This is a genomic window from Pseudaestuariivita atlantica (assembly GCF_001205715.1).
GTDB classification, from domain to species: domain Bacteria; phylum Pseudomonadota; class Alphaproteobacteria; order Rhodobacterales; family Rhodobacteraceae; genus Pseudaestuariivita; species Pseudaestuariivita atlantica.
Window position 1 is genome coordinate 428,644 of the sequence record NZ_AQQZ01000002.1, and the last position, 20,559, is coordinate 449,202.

The following is a 20,559-nucleotide window of genomic DNA, read 5'->3' on the forward strand; positions in this document are numbered from 1 at the left end:
GGACGGGGCTTGCCAAGCGGGAGAGGCGGCATGACGGAGCGTACGGGGATCGTGGTGACCGGGGCATCGGGGCGGATGGGCCAGATGCTGATGAAAACCGTGGCGGAGGCGCCGGGCGTCGCCCTTGTCGGCGCGGTGGAACGCGAGGGGCATGAATGGGTCGGTCAGGATGTGGGCGAGGCGATGGGTGGTGCCGGTATCGGCGTGACCGTGACGGACGACCCGCTTGAGGCCTTTGCCAAGGCGCAGGCGATCATCGATTTCACCGCGCCCGCCGCCACCGTCGCCTTCGCGAAGCTGGCCGCGCAGGCGCGGGCGGTGCACGTGATCGGCACCACCGGCATGACAGAGGACGACATCGCCGCGCTGGAGCCCTGCGCGCGCCACGCGCCGATCATCCGCGCTGGCAACATGTCGCTGGGCGTCAACCTGCTGGTGCAGCTGACCAAGCGGGTCGCGGCGGCGCTGGACGAGGATTTCGACATCGAGGTAATCGAGGCGCATCACCACCACAAGGTCGACGCGCCGTCGGGCACCGCGCTGATGCTGGGCGAGGCCGCCGCCGAGGGGCGCGGCGTGGCGCTGGGCGACGTGGCCGACCGGGGCCGCGACGGGATCACCGGTGCGCGCAAGCGCGGCGACATCGGATTTTCCGCGATCCGGGGTGGCGACATCGTGGGCGAACACGACGTCCTGTTCGCAGCACCCGGAGAGCGGATCGTGCTGCGCCACGTGGCGACCGACCGCGCGATCTTTGCCCGCGGGGCGGTGAAGGCGGCGATCTGGGGGCAATCCCAGCCGCCCGGCCAGTACGACATGGTGGACGTGCTCGGCCTGCGCTGAGCGCCGCTTTTGGCAAAAAGTGAACCTTTTGGCGGTACGGGACGTATCCAAGGTACCGCCACGTGAGGGGTCACTGCCATGTTCACCACGCTCCGACTGGGCCTTGCGGCCTGTCTGACTGCCATGCTGCCAGCGATGGCGGCGGCCGAACTTGCCAAGCTTGACTCGCGGTCGGGCTTCGTCACGGCGGTGGCGGGCAAGACGCTGGCGATCCCGCTTTACGGCATCCGCCTGCAGGTGTCGGGTGATGGCAAGATCCGCGGCAAGGCCGTCGGGCGCCCGGTCAAGGGCGACTGGACGTGGCAGGGCGGGTTCTTCTGCCGCACGCTGTTCTGGGGAGAGCGGGAATTTCCCTACAACTGCCAGCGCGTCGACCTGGGCGGTGACACGATCCGGTTCACCAGCGACCGGGGCGCGGGCCGGTCGGCGGATTTCGACCTGCGCTAGGCGCGGTCAGAAATCGATCGCCAGCCCCTTTTTCTCCCAATCTCCGTAACGGACGGGTTCGGGGCCGTCTCGGCCTCCCAACTCGGTCGGCAGGTCGGGATCGGCAAGCCCCGCCGCGCGCCGAGCATCGGCTTCGGCCAGCGCGCGCCGGGCCGCTTCGGGCAGCGCGGCGCGGCGGGCCTCTTCTTCGGGGGACAGGTCTGCGGGTTGCTCGGTCATGCGTGGTGATATAGGGCGCGCGCAGCCCTAGGCACAAGGCCACGGGCAGCGTGGGAGACGGAATGGCGCAGATCACACCGGCACGGCGGGCCGCATCGCATCTGTTGTGGCAGGTTCTGGGCGAGGGACGCCTCTTGAGCGAGGTCGAGGGCGACAGCCGCCTTGCCCCGCCCGACCGCGCCCGCGCCCTGCGGCTTGCGACGGGCACCCTGCGCGGGCTGCCGCGCGCCGATCACGTGCTGAACCCCTACCTGCGCAAGCCGCCCGTGCCGCGCGTCATGGCGATCCTGCGGCTGGGCGCGTTCGAACTGTGCACCGGCGGCGATGCGCATGGCGTGGTGAACGATTGCGTGGCCATCGCCGCGCTGCACAAGAAAAGCGCGCCGATGAAGGGGCTGGTGAACGCGGTTCTGCGCAAGGTCGCCGCCGAAGGGCCCGCCGCGTGGGAGGCCGCGCCGACACCGCGCATGCCCGACTGGCTGCGCGGGCCGCTTCTGGCGGCCTGGGGGCGCGACGCGGTGCGAACGATGGAGGCTGTTCAGGCCGAACCACCGCCCGTCGACATCACCCCGAAGGCGGGGGCGGGCGTGCTGCCCGAGGGAGAGCTTTTGCCCACCGGGTCGATCCGCCTTGCCGCGCCGGGGCAGATCAGCGCCCTGCCGGGATACGAAGAAGGCACGTGGTGGGTGCAGGACGCCGCCGCCGCGTTGCCCGCACGCATCCTTGGCGCAAAGCCGGGGGAGGCGGTGCTGGACATGTGCGCGGCACCGGGGGGCAAGACGCTGCAACTGGCCGATGCCGGGGCGGAGGTGACGGCGCTCGATATCTCGGAACGGCGCATGGCGCGGGTGGAGGAGAACCTTGCCCGCACCGGTCTGACGGCGCGATGCGTCATCGGGGACGCGCTGGAGCACGAAGGCAGCTACGACGCGATCCTGCTGGATGCGCCCTGTTCGGCGACCGGCACGATGCGACGGCATCCCGACCTGCCCTATGCCAAGGACGGGTCCGAGTTCATGGGCCTGTTCGAGTTGCAGGCGCGGATGATCGACCGGGCGGTCGACCTGCTGAAACCGGGCGGGCGGATGGTGTTCTGCACCTGCTCGCTTCTGCCGGACGAGGGCGAGGTGCAGATCGAGGAGGCGCTGGCCCGTCATCCCGTGTTGCGGCCCGATCCGGCGGCGCTTGACCAGCCGGGGATCGAAGAGGCGTGGCGCACCGATGCCTGCGGATTGCGCCTGCGACCCGACCACTGGGCCGGGCGTGGCGGGATCGACGGATTTTTCATCGCGGCGGTGAAGAAGGCGGCGGGCTGAACGGTCGGCGAAAACCCGTCGGCGCGTTTTCGCCGGGCATGACATGCGCGCGGTTCTGGTATAGAGTAAAGGCAACGATAACGCGCGGATCACGCCGCGCGGCAGAGGCAGTCGAGGCGCATCGACATGACACAGCGACCTTCCTGGTCCGCGCGGCGGACACGGGCGTTCAACCGGGTATTCGCTCGGATGGCCGGTTTCGCGCGGCCCGCGACCGGGTTCGTGTCGCAGCCCGAGCCGCGCTCGACCGGGCATTTCGCGCGCGGGCGGCAGCTGATGGCGGGCAACCTGATGTTCGCGGGTCACCTGATCGAAGCCAAGGACGCGATGCTGTGGGACCTGCCCATGCCGCACGATGCCTTCGTCGAGGAGGTGCACGGCTTCACATGGCTCGATGACCTCGCGGCGGTGGGTGACGCGGGCGCGCGGCATCTTGCGCAGCGGTGGCTGTGGGGCTGGATGGATGCCTATGGCGCCGGGCGCGGGCCGGGATGGACGCCGGAACTGGCCGGGCGGCGGCTGATCCGGCTGATCCACCATGCGCTTTTTTTGTTGCGTGGGATCGAGTCGGAAGGCTCGCACATGTTCTTCCGGGTGCTGGGAAGGCACGCGCTGTTCCTCGGTCGCCGGTGGAGCGCCGCGCCGCCGGGCATCGCCCGGTTCGAGGCGTTGACGGGTCTTCTGTACGCGGGCCTGTCGCTGACGGGCATGGAGCGGCACATCGCGCCCGCGCGCCGGGCGCTTGCTGAGGAATGTCGTAGGCAGGTCAATGCGCAGGGCGGCATCCCCACCCGCAATCCCGAGGAATTGCTGGAGGTCTTCACGCTGCTGACATGGGCCGAGGCCGCGCTGATCGAAAGCGGGCACGATCCGCTGGAGGAGATGCGCGCCGCGATCGGTCGGATCGCCCCGACGCTGCGCACGCTGCGCCATTCCGATGGCAGCCTGGCGCGGTTCCACGGCGGCGGGCGGGGGCTTGACGGGCGGCTCGACATGGCGCTGGCGGCGTCGGGCGTGCGCAAGCGACAGGTCGATGGGCTGGCGATGGGGTTTGCCCGGCTGTCGGCGGGCCGCACCTCGATCATCGTGGACGCGGCGCCGCCGCCCACGGGTCGCGCCTCGCACAACGCCCATGCCTCGACGTTGGCGATGGAGGTCACGTCGGGCCGTCGTCCGATCCTCGTGAACTGCGGGTCGGGCGCGTCCTTTGGCGAGGAATGGCGGAGGGCGGGCCGCGCGACGCCGTCGCACACGGCGCTGGCGCTGGACGGCTATTCCAGCGCGCGGCTGGGGGCCCCCGGCATTATCGCGGGCGCGCGGCTGGAGGCGCTGGAAGACGTGCCGCGTCACGTGCCCGTGCAGATCAGCCAGGCAGTGGACGGGTCGCGGTTCGAGGGCGGGCATGACGGGTACGTCGCCACGCATGGCCTGACCCATGCGCGCATCCTCGAACTGACGCATGACGGGCGCGGGCTGGTGGGCGAGGACCTGCTGCTGGTCATGGAAGACGGTGACAAGCGCATCTTCGACGCGGCCCTTGACGCGACGCGACTGGAAGGCATCGCGTGGGCCGCAAGGTTCCACCTGCACCCCGACGTTGAGGCGGAAATCGACCTTGGCGGCAGCGCGGTGTCGATGATGCTGAAATCGGGCGAGGTCTGGGTATTCCGCCACGAGGGGCGTTGCGAAATGACGCTGGAGCCGTCCGTCTACCTTGAAAAGGGGCGATTGAGGCCGCGTGCGACCAAACAGGTGGTTTTGTCCGGTCGCGCGGTGGAGTATGCGACGCGCATCCGGTGGTCGCTTGCCAAGGCGCAGGACAGCGCGCAGGGCATCCGCGATCTCTACCGGGATGACGCTGAACTCATAGCCTGAACGGATCCAGCCTGCCCATGACCTCCACCATGCCCGACCTCGCGCCCGTCAAACGCGCCCTCATCTCCGTCTCCGACAAGACCGGCCTTGCCGAGCTGGGCCGCGCGCTGGCGGAACGGGGGATCGAGCTGGTGTCGACCGGCGGATCGGCCAAGGCGCTGCGCGTCGCGGGGCTGGAGGTGCGGGACGTGGCGGACCTGACCGGCTTCCCCGAGATGATGGATGGCCGGGTCAAGACGCTGCATCCGGCGGTGCATGGCGGGCTTCTGGCGCTGCGGGACGAGCCTTCGCACGCGGCGGCGATGGAGGAACACGGGATCGGCGGGATCGACCTGCTGGTGGTGAACCTCTACCCGTTCGAGGCGACGGTGGCGGCGGGCGGCGATTACGCGGCCTGTGTCGAGAACATCGACATCGGCGGCCCGGCGATGATCCGCGCGGCGGCCAAGAACCACGGCTACGTGACCGTGGTGGTCGACGTGGAGGATTACCCCGCGCTGCTGAAGCAACTGGACGCGCGCGGCGGCACCACGCGCGCCTTCCGCCAGACGATGGCGCAGCGCGCCTATGCGCGCACGGCGGCCTATGACGCGGCGGTCAGCACGTGGATGGCGGGTGCCATCGGCGAGGAGACGCCGCGCCGCCGCGCCGTGGCCGGCACGCTGGCGCAAAGCCTGCGCTATGGCGAGAACCCGCACCAGTCGGCGGCCTTCTACGTCGACGGGTCGGACCGTCCGGGCGTGGCGACAGCCACGCAGCACCAGGGCAAGGAGCTGTCCTACAACAACATCAACGACACGGATGCCGCGTTCGAGCTGGTCAGCGAGTTCGCGGGCGGCGATCCGGCCTGCGTGATCGTGAAGCATGCCAACCCCTGTGGCGTGGCACAGGGCGCGACACTGGCCGAGGCCTATGCCCGCGCCTTCGACTGCGACCGCGTCAGCGCGTTTGGCGGGATCATCGCGCTGAATCGCGAGTTGGACGAGGAGACCGCGCAGGCGATCACCGGCATCTTCACCGAGGTCGTCATCGCTCCCGGCGCGACTGAAGCGGCGCGGGAGGTGTTTGCCGCGAAGAAGAACCTGCGGCTTTTGACGACCGAAGCGCTGGCCGACCCGGCAGAGGCGGGACGGATGCTGAAACAGGTGGCGGGCGGCTATCTGGTGCAGGACCGCGACAACGGGCGGATCGACCCCGACGCGCTGAAGGTCGTCACCAAACGCGCGCCGTCCGAGCAGGAGATGGCCGACATGCGGTTCGCGTGGACGGTGGCCAAGCACGTCAAGTCGAACGCCATCGTCTATGTCCGCGACGGCGCCACGGTGGGCGTGGGCGCGGGCCAGATGAGCCGCGTCGACAGCGCCCGCATCGCGGCGCGCAAATCGGCGGACATGGCCGAGGCGCTGGGCCTCGATGCGCCGCTGATCAAGGGCTCTGTCGTGGCGTCGGACGCGTTCTTTCCCTTCGCCGACGGGCTGATGGCGGCGGCCGAGGCGGGCGCGACGGCGGTGATCCAGCCGGGCGGGTCGATGCGCGATGCCGACGTGATCGCGGCGGCGGACGAGGCGGGCCTTGCCATGGTGTTCACCGGCATGCGCCATTTCCGGCACTAGGAGACCCGTGATGCGTGTGGTGATCTGGACCGCGTTCTGTACCTTCCTGCTGGACCAGGTGACCAAGTATGTCGTGGTGCACGCGATGAACCTCAAGGAGGTCGGGTCCATCGACGTGCTGCCGCCGCTTCTGAACCTGCGCATGGCGTGGAATTACGGGATCAATTTCGGCCTCTTCTCGAACGCGGAGAACAGCGCGTGGATCCTGATCGTTCTGGCGCTGGCGATCGTCGGGCTGGTGGCCTACTGGATGTGGCGCGACCCGCCGGGCCGGACCGGGCTGATCGCGGGCGGCCTGCTGATCGGCGGGGCGCTGGGCAACGTGGTGGACCGCGTCCTGTACGGAGCGGTCGCCGATTTCCTGAACATGTCATGCTGCGGGATCGACAACCCCTATGCGTTCAACGTGGCCGATATCGCGGTCTTTGCCGGTGCAATCGGGCTTGTCATCTTCACCGGCGGAGCAGACAAAAGAGCCGGGTGACGCGGTCCGCAAAACCCGTTACTGTCGCGCCAATACGAAACGAGGGGGCAAAATGGCCCGGGCATGTATCCTTCTGCTGGTCTCCGCGCTGGTCCTCGCGGCCTGTGGCGGCGACAATTACAGGCTGAACAAGTTCATCTCGGACGGGACGCCCGAGGAATTCGGCATCGTGCCGAAGGAGCCTCTTGAAATCCCCGACGACATCCGCGCGCAATCCCTGCCGCAGCCGACGCCGGGGCAGGCCAACCGGACCGATCCGCAGCCGCTTGGCAACGCGGTCGAAGTGCTGGGCGGCAACCGCGCGGCGCTGAACGCGACCGGCGTGCCGGCATCCGACAGCGCGCTGATCGCGCAGGCGGGCCGGTTCGGCGTGGCACCCAACATCCGCGCCACGCTGAAGGCCGAGGACGAGGCGTTCCTGAAGCGCGCCAAGCTGTTCAACGTCAAGCTTGTGCGCGATGACGAGTACCGCAAGGCGTATCGCCGGTTCATCCTTGATGCCGCGGCCGAGATTCTGCGCTTCCGCCGCGCGGGCGTGCGCACGCCCACGGTGCCGCCCCAGCAGTAAGCCGGCGGGGCGCCCGTGGCCCCGCTGCACACGTCTTCGTCAACGCGCTTGAAAGCGCGCGCGAAGGTCGTACCTTTCGGAAACCCGAATTGCGAGGAGGAGCAGATGCGCCGCATTGCCCAAGTCATGGTATGCCTGGTCGCGGTGGTGGCAAGCGCCGCCCGCGCCGACATCCTGGATCAGGTCACCACGTTCACGCTGGACAACGGGATGGACGTGGTGGTGATCGAGGATCACCGCGCGCCCGTGGTCGTGCACATGGTGTGGTACCGCGCCGGATCGGCGGATGAGCCGGCGGGCGCATCAGGCGTCGCGCATTTCCTCGAACACCTGCTGTTCAAGGCCACTGACAAGATGGAAGCGGGCGAGTTCAGCCGCGTCGTGGCCGCCAATGGCGGGTCGGACAACGCCTTTACCAGCTTCGACTACACTGCCTATTTCCAGCGCGTCGCGGCCGACCGTCTGGGCCTGATGATGCAGATGGAAGCCGACCGCATGGTCAATATCCGCCTGACCGAGGAAGACATCCTGACCGAGCGGGAAGTCATCATCGAGGAGCGCAACCAGCGGACCGAGAACGATCCCGGCGCGCTGTTCCGCGAACAGCGCATGGCGGCGCAGTACCTCAACCACCGCTACGGCGTCCCGGTGATCGGCTGGCGGCACGAGATGGTCACGCTCGACATGGACGAGGTGATGGATTTCTACGACCTCTATTATTCGCCCAACAACGCGATCCTCGTGGTGGCGGGCGACGTGGAACCGGACGAGGTGCTGGAACTCGCCAAGACCCATTACGAGCCGATCCCCGCCAACCCCGACGTGCTGCCGCGCGACCGCGCGCAGGAGCCGCCGCAGACATCCGAACGGCGGATGACCTTCCGCGACCCGCGCGTCGCGCAGCCTTACGTCCTGCGCAGCTACCTGGCGCCCGAACGCGATCCGGGCGACCAGCGAGAGGCCGGGGCGCTGTACCTGCTGGGCGAGATCCTTGGCGGCGGCCAGACCTCGGTGCTGGCGGAGAAGCTGCAATTCGAAAGCAAGCAGGCGGTCTATGCCTCGGCGTGGCACGCGCCGACGCGTCTGGATGACACGACCTTCTCGACGATCATGGTGCCGGTGCCGGGTGTCAGCCTCGACGAGGCGGAGGCGGCCATGGACGGTGCCATTGCCGAGTTCATGGAAGAAGGCGTGGACCCGGACCAGCTGGCCCGCATCAAGCGGCAGCTGAAGGCTGCGGAAATCTATGCCCGCGACGACGTGGGCGATCTGGCGAACCTGTTCGGGCGGGCGCTGACCTCGGGCCTGACGGTGGAGGACGTGGCGGCATGGCCCGACATCCTGCAATCCATCACGGCAGAGGAAATCATGGCGGCGGCCGAGAGGGTCTTCGTGCGGGAACGCGCGGTGACCGGGTTCCTGATGGGTGAAGAGACGGAGGTGAGCCAATGATCCGGCTGGCGCTTGCATGCATGTTGGGTCTGGCCGCGGTGGCGGCCGAGGCCGAGATCAAGATACAGGAGATCACGTCCCCCGGCGGGATCGACGCGTGGCTGGTCGAGGAGCACTCGATCCCCTTCGTCGCCATCGAGTTGCGGTTCAAGGGCGGCGCGTCGCTGGACCTGCCCGGCAAGCGCGGCGCCACCAACCTGATGGTGGGCCTTCTGGAGGAAGGGACGGGCGAGATGGACGCGCGCGACTTCGCCCGCGCGGCGGAGGAACTGGCGGCCTCGTTCGATTACGACGTCTACGACGACAGCATCGCCATCTCGGCGCGGATGCTGACCGAGAACCGGGACGAGGCGGTGGAGTTGTTCCGCAAGTCCATCGTCGAGCCGCGGTTTGACCAGGAGTCCATAGACCGGGTGCGCGGGCAGGTGGAAAGCAACATCCGCAGCGAATTGACCGATCCCAACGACATCGCGGGCGCGGCCTTTGACGCGCTGGCCTTCGGCGATCATCCCTATGCCACGGATTCCGACGGCACGCTGGACTCGGTGGCCGCCCTGACGCGCGACGACATCGTCGCGGCGCATCAAGGGGCGATCGCCCGCGACCGGGTCTATGCCAGCGCCGTGGGTGACATCACCGCCGAAGAGCTTGGCCTGATCCTCGACCGGCTGGTCGAAGGGTTGCCCGAGACCGGTCTTCCCCAGCCGGGGCCCGCGCCGGTGAACCTTGACGGGGGCATCCACGTCGTGCCCTACGACGTGCCACAATCGGTTGCGATCTTCGGCCACGAAGGGTTCGAACGCGACGATCCGGATTTCTTCGCGGCCTATATCCTCAACGTCATCCTTGGCGGTGGCGGATTCGAAAGCCGGCTGATGGACGAGGTCCGCGAAAAGCGCGGGCTGACCTACGGGGTCGGGTCCTACCTTGTGCCCAAGGATCACGCGGCGCTGTACCTTGGGCAGGTGGCTTCGGCCAACAACCGCATCGCGCAGGCGATCGAGGTGATCCAGAACGAGTGGGTCCGGATGCGGCAGGAGGGCGTGACCGAGGACGAACTGGCCCGCGCCAAGACCTACCTGACGGGCGGCTATCCCCTGCGGTTCGACGGCAACGGCACCATCGCCAACATCCTCGTCGGCATGCAGATGGAGGGGCTGTCGCCCGATTACGTCGTCACCCGCAATGCCAAGATCGAGGCGGTCACGCGGGAAGACGTGCTGCGCGTCGCGCAGCGGCTGATGCGGCCGGACGAGTTGACCTTCGTGGTCGTGGGCCAGCCCGAGGGGCTGGAGGACGCGATCCCGATCCAGTAGCGCCGCGCGCGGTACCGGACAAGGAAAGGCCCCGCCTGCGTGACAGGCGGGGCCTTTGTCATTCGTGGGGCGCGGCGCCCGGTGGCGTCAGGTGAGGCCCGCGTGCTTCATCGCGTCCTCGATCTTGCGCTTGGTGCCGTCGGTCAGGCCGACATGGGGCAGGCGAACCTCGTCCGAGCAAAGGCCCAGAACGCTCATCCCGTATTTCGCGCCGATCAGGCCCGGCTCGGTGAAGATCGCGATATGCAGCGGCATCAGCCGGTCGAGCAGTTCGAGCGCGGTGTCGTAGTCGCCCTTGAGCGTCGCCGCCTGGAATTCGGCACAGAGCTTGGGCGCGACGTTGGCGGTGACCGAGATGCAGCCGACGCCGCCATGGGCGTTGAAGCCGAGCGCGGTCGCGTCCTCGCCCGAAAGCTGGACGAAATCGGTGCCGCAGGTGATGCGCTGTTGCGGCACGCGGCTGAGATCGCCGGTCGCGTCCTTCACGCCGATGATGTTCGGCAGCTTGGCCAGTGTGCCCATCGTCGCGGGCGACATGTCCACCACCGACCGGGGCGGGATGTTGTAGATGATGACGGGGATGTCGACCGCGTCGTTGATCGCGGTGAAATGCGCGATCAACCCGGCCTGCGTGGGCTTGTTGTAATAGGGCGTGACGACCAGCGCGGCATCGGCACCGGCCTCTTTCGCATGGGCGGCGAGGCGGATCGATTCGGCGGTCGAATTCGACCCGGCCCCGGCGATCACCGGCACGCGGCCGGCGGCTTCCTTGACGACGATGTCGACGACCATGTCGTGTTCGTCATGGCTGAGCGTGGGGCTTTCGCCCGTGGTGCCGACGGGGACCAGCCCGTTCGAGCCTTCGGCGATGTGCCAGTTCACCAGCTTTTTCAGCGCGTCCACGTCGACGTCGCCGTTCTTGAACGGCGTGACCAGGGCAGGAAGGGATCCTTTGAACATGTGCACGCTCCTTGTCGTCTGGCTTACCGGCGCAGAAGTGCCGGAAGTCTGCTGGCTGACGCGGGAGTGAATTGAATGCCCCGGCCAGCACGATATGTTTGGGTCGTGTAGTCGGAACGTTGCCGCCAATGCAAGCGATCATACGCGCCAGTCTGGCGTGTGCCCTCACCGCGCTGAGCGCGGTGCCGCTGTCCGCGCAGGACAGTTCGCTGCGCCCCGTCGCAAGGGACGACCGGCTGGCCGTGGCCGAGGCCGGGGAGACGGCGGCGCCGCTGCCGCCGCGCCCCCTGTCGCGCGCCGACGCCGCGGCCCGGCGCGGGGTGAGCGAGGACGAACTGTTCACCCCCCGAAGGCCGCTGGCGCTGGCCATGGATTTCGTGCGCGCGGGCGCGTGGGGCGCCGCACGCGCCGCCGCCGCCGGGGACGGGCCGATCGCACAGGACATCGTGGAATGGCACCGGTTGCGCGAGGGGCTGGGCACGCCGACCGAGGTGCTGCTGTTTTTGCGCCGCAATCCCGACTGGCCGGGTCTGCCGTACCTGCGGCGCAAGTCCGAACCTTCCTTCCTGACGGCCTCCGAACTGGAGGTGCGCACCTTCTTTGCCGGGATGCCCCCGCAAAGCGCGGCGGGCGCGCTGGCGCTGGCGCGGGTGCAGGACGCCGAGGAGGCGCGGTTGAGCGCGATCGCGGGCTGGCGCAGCTATCCCATGACCGGCGCGTTGCAGGCCGATTACCTCGAAGCCTACGGCGAGGCGCTTGCCCCGCACCACGCGGCGCGGCTGGACGCGATGCTGTGGCAGGGGGCCAAGATTTCCGCCCGGCGGATGCTGCCACTGGTGGGTGACGAAGTGCGCGCGGTGGCCGAGGCGCGGCTGGCCTATGCCGACCGCGCGGGCGACGTTGCTGAGAAGTTCGAGGCCGTGCCCGAGGTCCTGCGGTCAAGCCCCGGCCTGCGCCATGCGCGCTTTGAATGGATGCTGGCCAAGGGGCGGCGCGACGAGGCGCTGGCGCTGATGCGCGAGGCGTCGGAAAACGCCGCCGCGCTGGGCGAGCCGTCGGCCTGGGCGGGCCGGCGGCGGCAACTGGTGCGCGAAGAGATGCGGTCGGGCCGGTTCGCCGAGGCCTACGCGCTGGCCGCGCCGCATCATCTTGTCGACGGCACCGCCTATTCCGATCTCGAATGGCTGGCGGGCTACCTGTCGCTGCGGCTGGGGGAACCGGCGCGCGCGCTGGGCCATTTCGAAAGGCTCGATGCCAACGTGACCTCGCCCATTTCCAAGGGACGCGCGGGATACTGGCGCGGTCGCGCGCTGGAGGCGATGGGCGACACCGCCGGGGCCATGGCGGCCTATACGGAGGGCGGGGCGTACCAGACCTCGTTCTACGGGCTGCTGGCCGCGGAAAAGGCGGGGCTGCCGCACGATCCGCGCCTTGCCGGGGACGAGACCTTCCCGTCATGGCGCGACGCGGAGTTCCGCCAGTTGAGCGTCTTCAAGGCGGCGGTGCTGTTGCTGGCCGCCGATGATCTTGACCTGTCGGAGCGGTTCTTCACGCACCTGTCGGAGCGGCTGGACCGGACGGGCGTGGGCCAGCTGGGTGACCTGCTGATGGCGCTGGAACGCCCGCATATCCAGGTGATGCTGGGCAAGCGCGCGGCGCAGGCCGGGCTGGAAGTGCCCGGCCCCTATTACGCGCTGCACCCGGTGGCCGAGCACGTGCACCCGGTGCCCACGGAGCTGGTCCTCGCCATTTCCCGGCGCGAAAGCGAGTTCGACCCGGTGGTGGTGTCGGGCGCGGGGGCGCGGGGGCTGATGCAGTTGATGCCGGGCACGGCGCGTGACGTGAGCCGCGACCTTGGCCTGCCTTATGGCCGGGACAGGCTGCTGAGCGATCCGAGGTACAACGCGACGCTGGGCGCGGCCTATCTGCGCGGGCTGGCGGAGCGGTTCGACGGCAATGTCGTGATGATGGCGGCGGGCTACAATGCCGGGCCGGGTCGCCCGGTGCGCTGGATGGAGCGGTTCGGCGACCCGCGAAAGGGTGCCATCGACGTGGTCGACTGGATCGAGATGATCCCCTTCAACGAGACCCGCAACTACGTCATGCGGGTGGCCGAAAGCCTGCCGGTCTACCGCGCGCGGCTGGGCAAGGACCCGCATCCGGTGCCGTTTTCCAAGGAACTGGTGGGCTCGACGCTGCTGCCGCTGGAGCAATAGGTCGGATCAGGCCGAGCGGCGCTCGCGCCACCATGTGAAGAGGCCCGCCGCGACGATGATGACCGCGCCCGCGACCAGAGCGGGGCGCAGGTTCTCGTTGAAGGCCAGAAGGCCGACGCAGGCCCCGAACACCATTTGCAGGTAGGCGAAGGGCTGCAGCACGCTGGCCTCGGCCAGGTCGAGCGCCTTGATCAGAAGCCAGTGCCCGCCCGCCCCGGTGAGGCACAGCGCCCCCATCCACACCCAGTCGGACGCCGCCATCGGCTCCCACAGCCACAGGCCCAGCGGCGTCATCGCCAGCGCGCCCACGGTGCCGGTATAGAAGAACGCCGTCGCCGCGCTGTCGGTGCGGTTGGCGAGGCGGGTGAGCAGGTTGTAGAGCGCAAAAAGCGTGGCGGAGACGACCGGGATCAGCGACCACGGGGAGAAGACGCCGCTGCCGGGTTGCAGGATGACGAGCATACCCGCGAACCCTGCCGCGATGGCGAGCCAGCGCCGCCAGCCCACGAACTCGCCTAGCACCGGCCCCGACAGGGCGGCGACCAGAAGGGGATAGGCGGCGAAAATCGCGTGCGCCTCGACCAGTCCGAGCTTGGTGAAGGCGAAGACCATCACGTTGATCTCGACCGCGAGTATCAGGCCGCGCAGGATCTGGATCCCCGGCCGCCGCGCGCGGATGACCCGCGCCAGCCCGCCCGCGTGGCGCGCCGACAGCGCCACGACGAAGGCCGCGAAGAACCAGTAGCGGATCGTGACGACCATCGGCGTGTTGTAGGTTTCCGCGAGGTGGCGGGAGATGCCGTCCTGAAACGCGAAGACCAGCGAGGTCAGCACCATCAGCGCGATCCCGGCCTGCGTGTTCTGCGGCGCGCTCACAGCCGCGCCACCGTCATGTGGCGCTTGCGCCCGTAACCCGGTTGGCGGGTGACGGTGAAACCGGCCTCGGCCAGCGCGCGGCGCACGTGGCCCGCGGCGGTATAGGTCGCCGCCGTGCCGCCGGGCGCGGTGTGGCGGGCGACGGCACGCATCAGGTCCGCCTCCCACATCTGCGGGTTCTTGGCGGGGGAGAACCCGTCGAGGAACCAAGCATCCGCCTTGCCGTCCCACGCTGGCAGCGTTTCGCGGGCGTCGCCGTCGATCCGCTCGAAGCGGAGCGTGGCGGTTTCGAACCGGGGGGATGCGAGGTGCGGGCGCAGGGCCTCTGCCTGCGGGGCAAGTGCAGGGAAGGCCGCTTGCGCGCGCGCCATGGTCGCGGGGTCGAGGGCGTGCGCCTCGAACGTGGTGAAGCGGATTTGACCCGGCGCGTCCATCCCCTCCCAGAGCGCCATGAGGGCGAGCAGGTTGAGGCCGGTGCCGAAGCCCAGTTCGGCGACGTGAAACCCGTCCTGCAGGCGGTCGCGCAGGGAATTGCCGTCAAGGAAGGTGTGCCGGGTTTCAGCCAGCCCGTCGTCGAGCGAGTAATACGGGTCGTCAAAGCGGCGGGACACGGGCACCGCGCCGCCCGCGTCGCGCGCGCGCCATTCGAGCGGTTCTGGTGCTTCGGTCCCGGTCATGGCAGAGGGTTCGCCCAAAGTGGAGGCGGGCGCAATGGTCGATGTCACGGTGAAGGGAGCGGGGGTTGCGGGCCTTTCGGTCGCGTGGGCCTGCGCGCGGCGCGGCGCGCGGGTGCGCGTGATCGACCCCCACGGCGTGGCGGCGGGTGCGTCGGGTGGGATCGTGGGCGCGCTGGCGCCGCATGTGCCCGAGAACTGGAACGACAAGAAAGCCTTCCAGCTGGACAGCCTGTTGATGGCCGGGTGTTGGTGGGCCGAGGTCGCCCGGACGGGCGGGCGTGATCCGGGATATGCGCGGACCGGGCGGGTGCAACCGCTGGCCGATGCCGCCGCCGTCGACCTCGCCCGCGCCCGCGCCGACGGTGCCGCGCGGTTGTGGCGGGGGGAGGCGGCGTGGTGCGTGACCGACGCGCCCGGCGAATTCGCGCCGCTCTCGCCCACGGGGCTGTGGGTGCACGACACGCTGACCGCGCGGTTGCATCCCCGGAGGGCCTGTCTTGCGCTGGCCGCGGCGATCGAAGCGGCGGGCGGAGAAGTGGTGACCGAGGGCGCGCTGGCCGGCGCGGTGGTGGAGGCGACGGGGGTCGCGGGCCTGCAGGCGCTGTCGGCAGAGACCGGGCGGGCCGAGGGCGCGGGCGTGAAGGGGCAGGCAGCCTTGTTGGCGCATGATGCGCGGCACGCACCGCAGCTGTTCGTCGGAGGCGCGCATGTCGTGCCGCATGATGACGGGACGGTGGCGGTCGGGTCGACCTCGGAACGCGATTACGACGATGCGGAGGCGACGGACGAACAGCTTGACGCGGTCATCGCGGCGGCGCGGGAGGCGGTGCCGGCGCTGGCGGGTGCCAAGGTCGTCGCAAGGTGGGCCGGCGTGCGGCCCCGCGCGAAGTCCCGCGCGCCGCTGATCGGGGCGCATCCCGTCCAAAAGGGCCGCTTCATCGCCAATGGCGGGTTCAAGATCGGGTTCGGGATGGCGCCGCTATGCGCCGAGGTCCTCGCCAACCTGATCCTCGACGGCGTGGACCGCGTGCCCGAAGCGTTCAGGCCGCGTCCCGTCGCCTGACGCCCGGATTTCGGGATTGCGTCATGCCCCGCGCGCGGGCAAGGCTGCGGGCACCGGGCCCGAGAGCCGCAGAGACATGGAGCGCGCAGGGATGCTGGCCCGCCTTACCGACAGGCTTGAAGCGAATGCCACGTGGGTCGCGGTGATCTCGGCGGTGATGTGGGGTGTCTGGTGGGCGCCGATCCGGTTCATCGAAACGCTGGGCGTGCCGGGCATCTGGTCGGGCCCGCTGCTGATCGCGGGTGCGTTGGTACTGGCGGTGCCGGTCTGGCTGATCCGGGGACCGGTGCGGATCAGCGGGCGCGGCGTGCTGGGGGCCTGCGGCATGGGCACGGCGATGATGACCTATTCCGCCGCGCTGGCCGAGGGCGAGGTGGTGCGCGTCCTGCTGATCTTCTACCTCGCGCCGGTCTGGTCGAAGATCCTCGAACGGGTGTTCATGGGGCTGCGCTGGACATGGGTGTCGACCGTGGCGCTGGTCCTGTCCTTCGGCGGCATCCTCGTCCTGACGGGTGCCACGCCCGAGGCGGGGCTGCGGCCCGGTGACGGGCTGGCGCTGGTGTCGGGCATGGCATGGGCGGTCGGGTCCGCGCTGGTCTTCGGTTCGGGAGAGCGGAACACGGCGGGCCTGACGGCAGTGACCTGTGCCGCCGGTCTGGCGGTGGCGGTCGCGCTGGCGCTGTTGCGCGCGGGTGCGCCGGACGGGATGCCGCCCCTGCCCGTGGGTCTGAGCCTGCTGACCGGTGTCGTCTATATCACGCCGCTGATGGTGCTGACCGTGCTCGCCGCGCGGTGGGTGCCGCCGGGCCTGTTGAGTTTCCTGCTGACGGCCGAGATCGCGTCGGGCGTCATCACCAGCGCCCTGTTCGCGGGGGAGCCGTTCGGGTGGCCACATGCCGTGGGCTCGCTGCTGATCGCGGCGGGGGCGACGAGCGAGGTGCTGGCGCGACGGCGTTGACTGCTCAGTTCGCCACGGCCCCGGCCACGGCGCGCGCGGCCTTTGCCACGGCGGCCCCGGTGCGGGCGAGGTCCTCTTCGGACAGGGCGAGGCTTGGATACATCTTGCCGGGGCTTTTGAAGATGCCGTGGGCGCGCAGCGTGTCGTTCCAGATCGCGTTGCGGGCGCGGTCATGGCCGTGCCAGTCGCGGTAATCGCGCACGTCGCGATCCACGAACACCACGTCGAACAGCGTCGCGTCGCCGACGATCCGGTGCGGGATGCCGTGGGCGGCAAGCGCGTCGGTCTGCATCTGCATCAGCCGCTCGCCGGTGGCGCGCAGACGGGCGTACTGGCCGTCGCGGCGGAGCACCTCCATCGTCTTCAGCCCCGCGACCGAGGCGACGGGGTTGCCCGACAGGGTGCCCAGTTGCATCAGCCAGCGGTCGGCCCCGACGATCGACTTGTCGAAATGGTCCATCAGGTCGCGCCGCCCGGCGATGGCGGCAAGGGGGAAGCCGCCGCCGGTGATCTTGCCCAGCGTGCAGAGGTCGGGCGTGACGCCGTAATGCGCCTGCGCGCCACCATAGGCGAGGCGGAAACCGGTGACGATCTCGTCGAAGATCAGGACGACGCCGTGCTTGGTGCACAGATCGCGCACGCCTTGCAGGAAGCCCGGCGCGGGCGGGATGACCCGTTGCAGGGGTTCGACGATCAGGCCCGCGACGTGGCCCGTATACTCGGTTAGCAGGCTGTCGAGGTAGGCGAGGTCGTTGAAGGGCGCGATCAGCATTTCGGCGCGGACGGCCTCGGGCACGCCGGCGCTGTCGGGCACGGCCTGCGGGAAGTTCACCCGACGGTCGGGGGCGAGCGACATCTGCGCCTCGGCCGACATGCCGTGATAGCCGCCTTCGAATTTCACGATCTTGTCGCGGCCCGTCGCCGCGCGGGCGAGGCGCATGGCGTACATGTCGGCCTCGCCCCCGCTGGTGACATAGCGGACCTGTTCGGCGCAGGGCACGGCATCGATGATCGCCTCGGCCAGTTCGATGCCGGCGGAGTTGTTGGCGAAGAAGGTCATGCCGCGGGGCAATTGCTGCAGCACGGCCTCCATCACCTCGGGGTGGCCATGGCCCAGAAGCATGGGGCCGGAGCCGATGAGGTAGTCGATGTAGCGGGTGCCGTCCGCGTCCCAGACATGGGCGCCTTCACCCCGGTCGATCACGATGCCGGGGTCGAAATTGCCGAAGCCTGCGGCGGGAAGCGCGGCGGAGGCGCGGGTGATCCAGTCGGCTTGCGAGGTCAGGGTCTGCATGGAGGCGGCTTTCGAGGTGGCGGATGGGAGGATTTACATATTTGGAAAGAGAAGAAGGACACTAGGACAGTTCGAGGATCGGCGGGCCGAGCACGTCGCGGTCGACGGTGATCCCCAGCCCCGCGCCATCGGGCGGGGCGATGCGGCCATTGGCGCGCGCGGGTGCGTCGGGCGCGAGGCGGGGGCCGACATAGCCTGACAGGTCGCAGGTGTTCAGGAGCCATTTCGGCGGGGTGGCGGCGGCGAGGTGCAGCGCGGCGGCGGTCACGATGTCGGACCCCCAGGTGCATTCGACGCACATGCGCGCCCCGAGGTGCAGGCAGAGGTCGCGGGCCTGCCGGAGTTTCGACAGGCCGCCGAATTTCGACAGTTTCAGCGCGACCGCGTCCATGCAGGCGTGCTTGGCCCCTTCCAGAAGCGTGGCGGTATCATGTGCGGCTTCGTCCAGTTTCATGGGCAGGCCGGTGGCATGGCGCACCTGCGCGCATTGCTCGATCGTGGGGCATGGCTGTTCGATCATGATGTCGAGATGCCGGACCGCGCGGGCGGTGCGGGTGGCATCGAGCGGGGTCGCGCCGCAGTTCCAGTCACCGTAGACGAGCGGGCCGTCGCCCACCGCCTCGCGCACCTTGGCGAGACGCTCGGCATCGGTGGACCAGTCGCCCGATGCGCCGAGTTTCACCTGGAACTGGGTGATGCCCTGTCCTTGCGCCTCGCGGGCGATGGCGGCCATGTCGTCGGGCGCGATGCAGGTGATCGAGTGGTAGAGCGGCATGTCGGCGGCCTGGCGTCCGCCCAGCAGCGCGTAGAGCGGCAGGTTCGCCGCCTGGCCCGTCAGGTCCCAGAGCGCGATGTCGAGCGCGGACTTGGCATAGCGGTGATCGGGCAGGTAGGCGTCGGCCGCGGCCATCAGCGCCTCGGGGCCGACGGGATCGGCGCCCAGCAGGACGGGAGCCAGTTCGGTCAGCGCGGGCGCGACGCCGCCGGGATAGGCGGGCAGGTAATGGGGGATGGGGCAGACCTCTCCCCACCCGGTCAGGCCGGTGTCGGTGTCGATGGCCAGCACCGTTGTGGTGACGGTGTCGCAGGTCTTTCCATCGGCCATGTGGTAGGCGACGTGGCTGGTGAGCGGCACCTGCCAGAGGGTGAGCTTGGTGATCCGGGACGGTGTGCTCGTCGCGCCCTTGCGTGCGCGCTTCGCAGTGGGGGCGTCATGGTTCATAGGTGGCGACCTTGGTCAATGTGGTCTCGTCAGGGTGCACGCCGAGGCCGGGGGTGTCGGGCAGGGTCAGGTGGCCCGCGGTGGCGCGGGGGCCAAGGCCCGCGGCCACGTCGACGGTCAGCATGTCCTGGCAGGCCCAGACGGCGTGGCAGGTGTGATCGGGGCAGGTGGCGGCGAGGTGCAGAGCCTCGGTATCGGCCAGCACGGACCCGCCGGTGGCCATGATGAACATGTCGATCCCGTGGGCAAGGGCCACGTCGCGCATCCGCGCGGCCCGTGTCAGGCCGCCGACGCGGTTGAGCTTGATCCCGAACACCTCGGCGATGCCGTCGCGGGCGATGCGGGTGGCGTCCTGCAGGGTGACGAGGCTTTCATCGACAGACACGGGTGCCGCGTGCTTGGCGCTGATCGCGGCGATGTCGTCGAGTGTTTCGCCCGGTTGTTCGAACATGACGTTCAGGTCTTCGGTCGCGGACATCACCCGCAGGGCCTGTTGCCGGGTCCAGGCGCGGTTGACGTCGTAGAGGATGATTTCGCCTTGGGGGCGGTGTGCCTCGACATCGCGGATGCGGGCGATGTCGCGCGCCACGTCGCCGCCGACCTTGACCGAATGGGCGACGTAGCCGCGGTTGCGGTAGCGGTCCATCACCTCGCGCGTTTCCTCGACCGTCTTGGCCCCGACCGAGGACGCGATGGGGATGGGGCGGGTGCCGTGCGATCCCATCAGGGCGGCGATGGAGAGGCCCGCGGCCTGCCCGGCGATGTCCCAGCAGGCCATGTCGATGGGGGATTTGGCATAGAGGTGGCCGGGCAGGGCGAGGTCCATCGCGCGTTCGACATCCAGCACGCGGCGCGGGTCGAGGCCCGTGAGGAAAGGCGCCATCGTCTCGATCCCCGCGCGGATGCCGGGGCCGTGGGCAGGGACGTAGGTGTGGCCCCAAGGGGTGCCTTCGCCCCAGCCGGTGAGGCCTTCGTCGGTGTCGATGCGGACGAAGGTGGCGTCGAGCGTTTCGAACAGGAGCCGCCCGCCCGAGAGCCAGTAGGGGTATTCGAGCGGCAGTTCGGCTTGGAAGATGGTGATGCGTGTGATCTTCATGGGCGGGCTCGTCGGGCCCTTGCGTGCCCGCCTCGCGGCTGTTGGTCGTGGGTCATTGCGGTTG

General features: G+C 69.4%; 19 protein-coding genes. 12 read left to right on the forward strand and 7 right to left on the reverse strand.

Annotated features, from left to right (window positions below; all coding sequences use genetic code 11):
* Positions 1-30: 30 nt before the first annotated feature.
* Complete coding sequence (gene dapB / locus ATO11_RS05605; RefSeq protein ID WP_050529845.1) at positions 31-843, forward strand: 4-hydroxy-tetrahydrodipicolinate reductase; 813 nt, start codon at positions 31-33, stop codon at positions 841-843.
* Positions 844-921: 78 nt separating this feature from the next.
* The gene (locus ATO11_RS05610) at positions 922-1,290 is read left to right on the forward strand and encodes a hypothetical protein (RefSeq protein ID WP_050529846.1); all 369 of its coding nucleotides are present in this window, start codon (positions 922-924) and stop codon (positions 1,288-1,290) included.
* A gap of 6 nt (positions 1,291-1,296) precedes the next feature.
* On the opposite strand, the gene ATO11_RS05615 is transcribed toward ATO11_RS05610, so the two are convergent.
* Positions 1,297-1,509, reverse strand: a complete 213-nt coding sequence (locus ATO11_RS05615) for a DUF1674 domain-containing protein (protein ID WP_082176168.1) — start codon at positions 1,507-1,509, stop codon at positions 1,297-1,299.
* A gap of 62 nt (positions 1,510-1,571) precedes the next feature.
* On the opposite strand from ATO11_RS05615, the gene ATO11_RS05620 reads away from it, so the two are divergent.
* The 7 genes from ATO11_RS05620 (at position 1,572) to ATO11_RS05650 (ending at position 10,133) form a co-directional block, all read left to right on the forward strand.
* Positions 1,572-2,825, forward strand: a complete 1,254-nt coding sequence (locus ATO11_RS05620; protein ID WP_050529847.1) for an RsmB/NOP family class I SAM-dependent RNA methyltransferase — start codon at positions 1,572-1,574, stop codon at positions 2,823-2,825.
* A gap of 126 nt (positions 2,826-2,951) precedes the next feature.
* Positions 2,952-4,700 carry a heparinase II/III family protein gene (locus tag ATO11_RS05625; protein WP_050529848.1) on the forward strand — a complete coding sequence of 583 codons (1,749 nt, stop codon included), beginning with the start codon at positions 2,952-2,954 and terminating at the stop codon, positions 4,698-4,700.
* A 29-nt stretch (positions 4,701-4,729) separates the two neighbouring features.
* Entirely contained in the window at positions 4,730-6,313 is a 1,584-nt protein-coding gene (gene purH / locus ATO11_RS05630) for a bifunctional phosphoribosylaminoimidazolecarboxamide formyltransferase/IMP cyclohydrolase (RefSeq protein WP_050530050.1), read from the forward strand.
* Between the two features lie 10 nt (positions 6,314-6,323).
* Positions 6,324-6,797: a signal peptidase II gene (lspA, locus tag ATO11_RS05635; protein WP_050529849.1), complete on the forward strand. Its 474-nt coding sequence runs from the start codon at positions 6,324-6,326 to the stop codon at positions 6,795-6,797.
* Positions 6,798-6,849: 52 nt separating this feature from the next.
* Positions 6,850-7,365 (forward strand): DUF3035 domain-containing protein, encoded by a 516-nt coding sequence (locus ATO11_RS05640; protein ID WP_050529850.1) that lies wholly within the window; start codon positions 6,850-6,852, stop codon positions 7,363-7,365.
* Positions 7,366-7,491: 126 nt separating this feature from the next.
* Positions 7,492-8,817 (forward strand): M16 family metallopeptidase, encoded by a 1,326-nt coding sequence (locus ATO11_RS05645; protein ID WP_050529851.1) that lies wholly within the window; start codon positions 7,492-7,494, stop codon positions 8,815-8,817.
* Positions 8,814-10,133 (forward strand): M16 family metallopeptidase, encoded by a 1,320-nt coding sequence (locus ATO11_RS05650; protein WP_050529852.1) that lies wholly within the window; start codon positions 8,814-8,816, stop codon positions 10,131-10,133. The genes ATO11_RS05645 and ATO11_RS05650 overlap by 4 nt, the downstream gene beginning before the upstream one ends.
* A gap of 87 nt (positions 10,134-10,220) precedes the next feature.
* On the opposite strand, the gene dapA is transcribed toward ATO11_RS05650, so the two are convergent.
* Positions 10,221-11,093, reverse strand: coding sequence for a 4-hydroxy-tetrahydrodipicolinate synthase (dapA, locus tag ATO11_RS05655; RefSeq protein WP_050529853.1), 873 nt, complete (start codon positions 11,091-11,093; stop codon positions 10,221-10,223).
* 128 nt (positions 11,094-11,221) lie between these two features.
* Here dapA and ATO11_RS05660 point away from each other — a divergent pair, with 128 nt between their 5' ends.
* On the forward strand, positions 11,222-13,309 hold the full coding sequence (locus ATO11_RS05660) for a lytic transglycosylase domain-containing protein (protein ID WP_242601362.1): 2,088 nt from the start codon (positions 11,222-11,224) through the stop codon (positions 13,307-13,309).
* A 6-nt stretch (positions 13,310-13,315) separates the two neighbouring features.
* Here the strand turns inward: ATO11_RS05660 and ATO11_RS05665 are convergent, their stop codons facing one another.
* Together ATO11_RS05665 and mnmC2 are read right to left on the reverse strand one after the other, a co-directional pair.
* On the reverse strand, positions 13,316-14,185 hold the full coding sequence (locus ATO11_RS05665) for a DMT family transporter (RefSeq protein WP_278044285.1): 870 nt from the start codon (positions 14,183-14,185) through the stop codon (positions 13,316-13,318).
* On the reverse strand, positions 14,182-14,862 hold the full coding sequence (mnmC2, locus tag ATO11_RS05670; protein ID WP_050529854.1) for a tRNA (5-methylaminomethyl-2-thiouridine)(34)-methyltransferase MnmC2: 681 nt from the start codon (positions 14,860-14,862) through the stop codon (positions 14,182-14,184). The genes ATO11_RS05665 and mnmC2 overlap by 4 nt, the downstream gene beginning before the upstream one ends.
* Before the next feature lie 34 nt (positions 14,863-14,896).
* Here mnmC2 and ATO11_RS05675 point away from each other — a divergent pair, with 34 nt between their 5' ends.
* Positions 14,897-15,925 (forward strand): NAD(P)/FAD-dependent oxidoreductase, encoded by a 1,029-nt coding sequence (locus ATO11_RS05675; RefSeq protein WP_050530053.1) that lies wholly within the window; start codon positions 14,897-14,899, stop codon positions 15,923-15,925.
* A gap of 91 nt (positions 15,926-16,016) precedes the next feature.
* On the forward strand, positions 16,017-16,883 hold the full coding sequence (locus ATO11_RS05680) for a DMT family transporter (protein ID WP_050529855.1): 867 nt from the start codon (positions 16,017-16,019) through the stop codon (positions 16,881-16,883).
* A gap of 4 nt (positions 16,884-16,887) precedes the next feature.
* On the opposite strand, the gene ATO11_RS05685 is transcribed toward ATO11_RS05680, so the two are convergent.
* From ATO11_RS05685 to ATO11_RS05695, 3 genes are all read right to left on the reverse strand, one after another.
* Entirely contained in the window at positions 16,888-18,177 is a 1,290-nt protein-coding gene (locus ATO11_RS05685) for an aspartate aminotransferase family protein (RefSeq protein WP_082176171.1), read from the reverse strand.
* 61 nt (positions 18,178-18,238) lie between these two features.
* Complete coding sequence (locus ATO11_RS05690; RefSeq protein ID WP_050529857.1) at positions 18,239-19,399, reverse strand: mandelate racemase/muconate lactonizing enzyme family protein; 1,161 nt, start codon at positions 19,397-19,399, stop codon at positions 18,239-18,241.
* Positions 19,389-20,495, reverse strand: coding sequence for a mandelate racemase/muconate lactonizing enzyme family protein (locus tag ATO11_RS05695; protein WP_050529858.1), 1,107 nt, complete (start codon positions 20,493-20,495; stop codon positions 19,389-19,391). The genes ATO11_RS05690 and ATO11_RS05695 overlap by 11 nt, the downstream gene beginning before the upstream one ends.
* Positions 20,496-20,559: the final 64 nt, after the last annotated feature.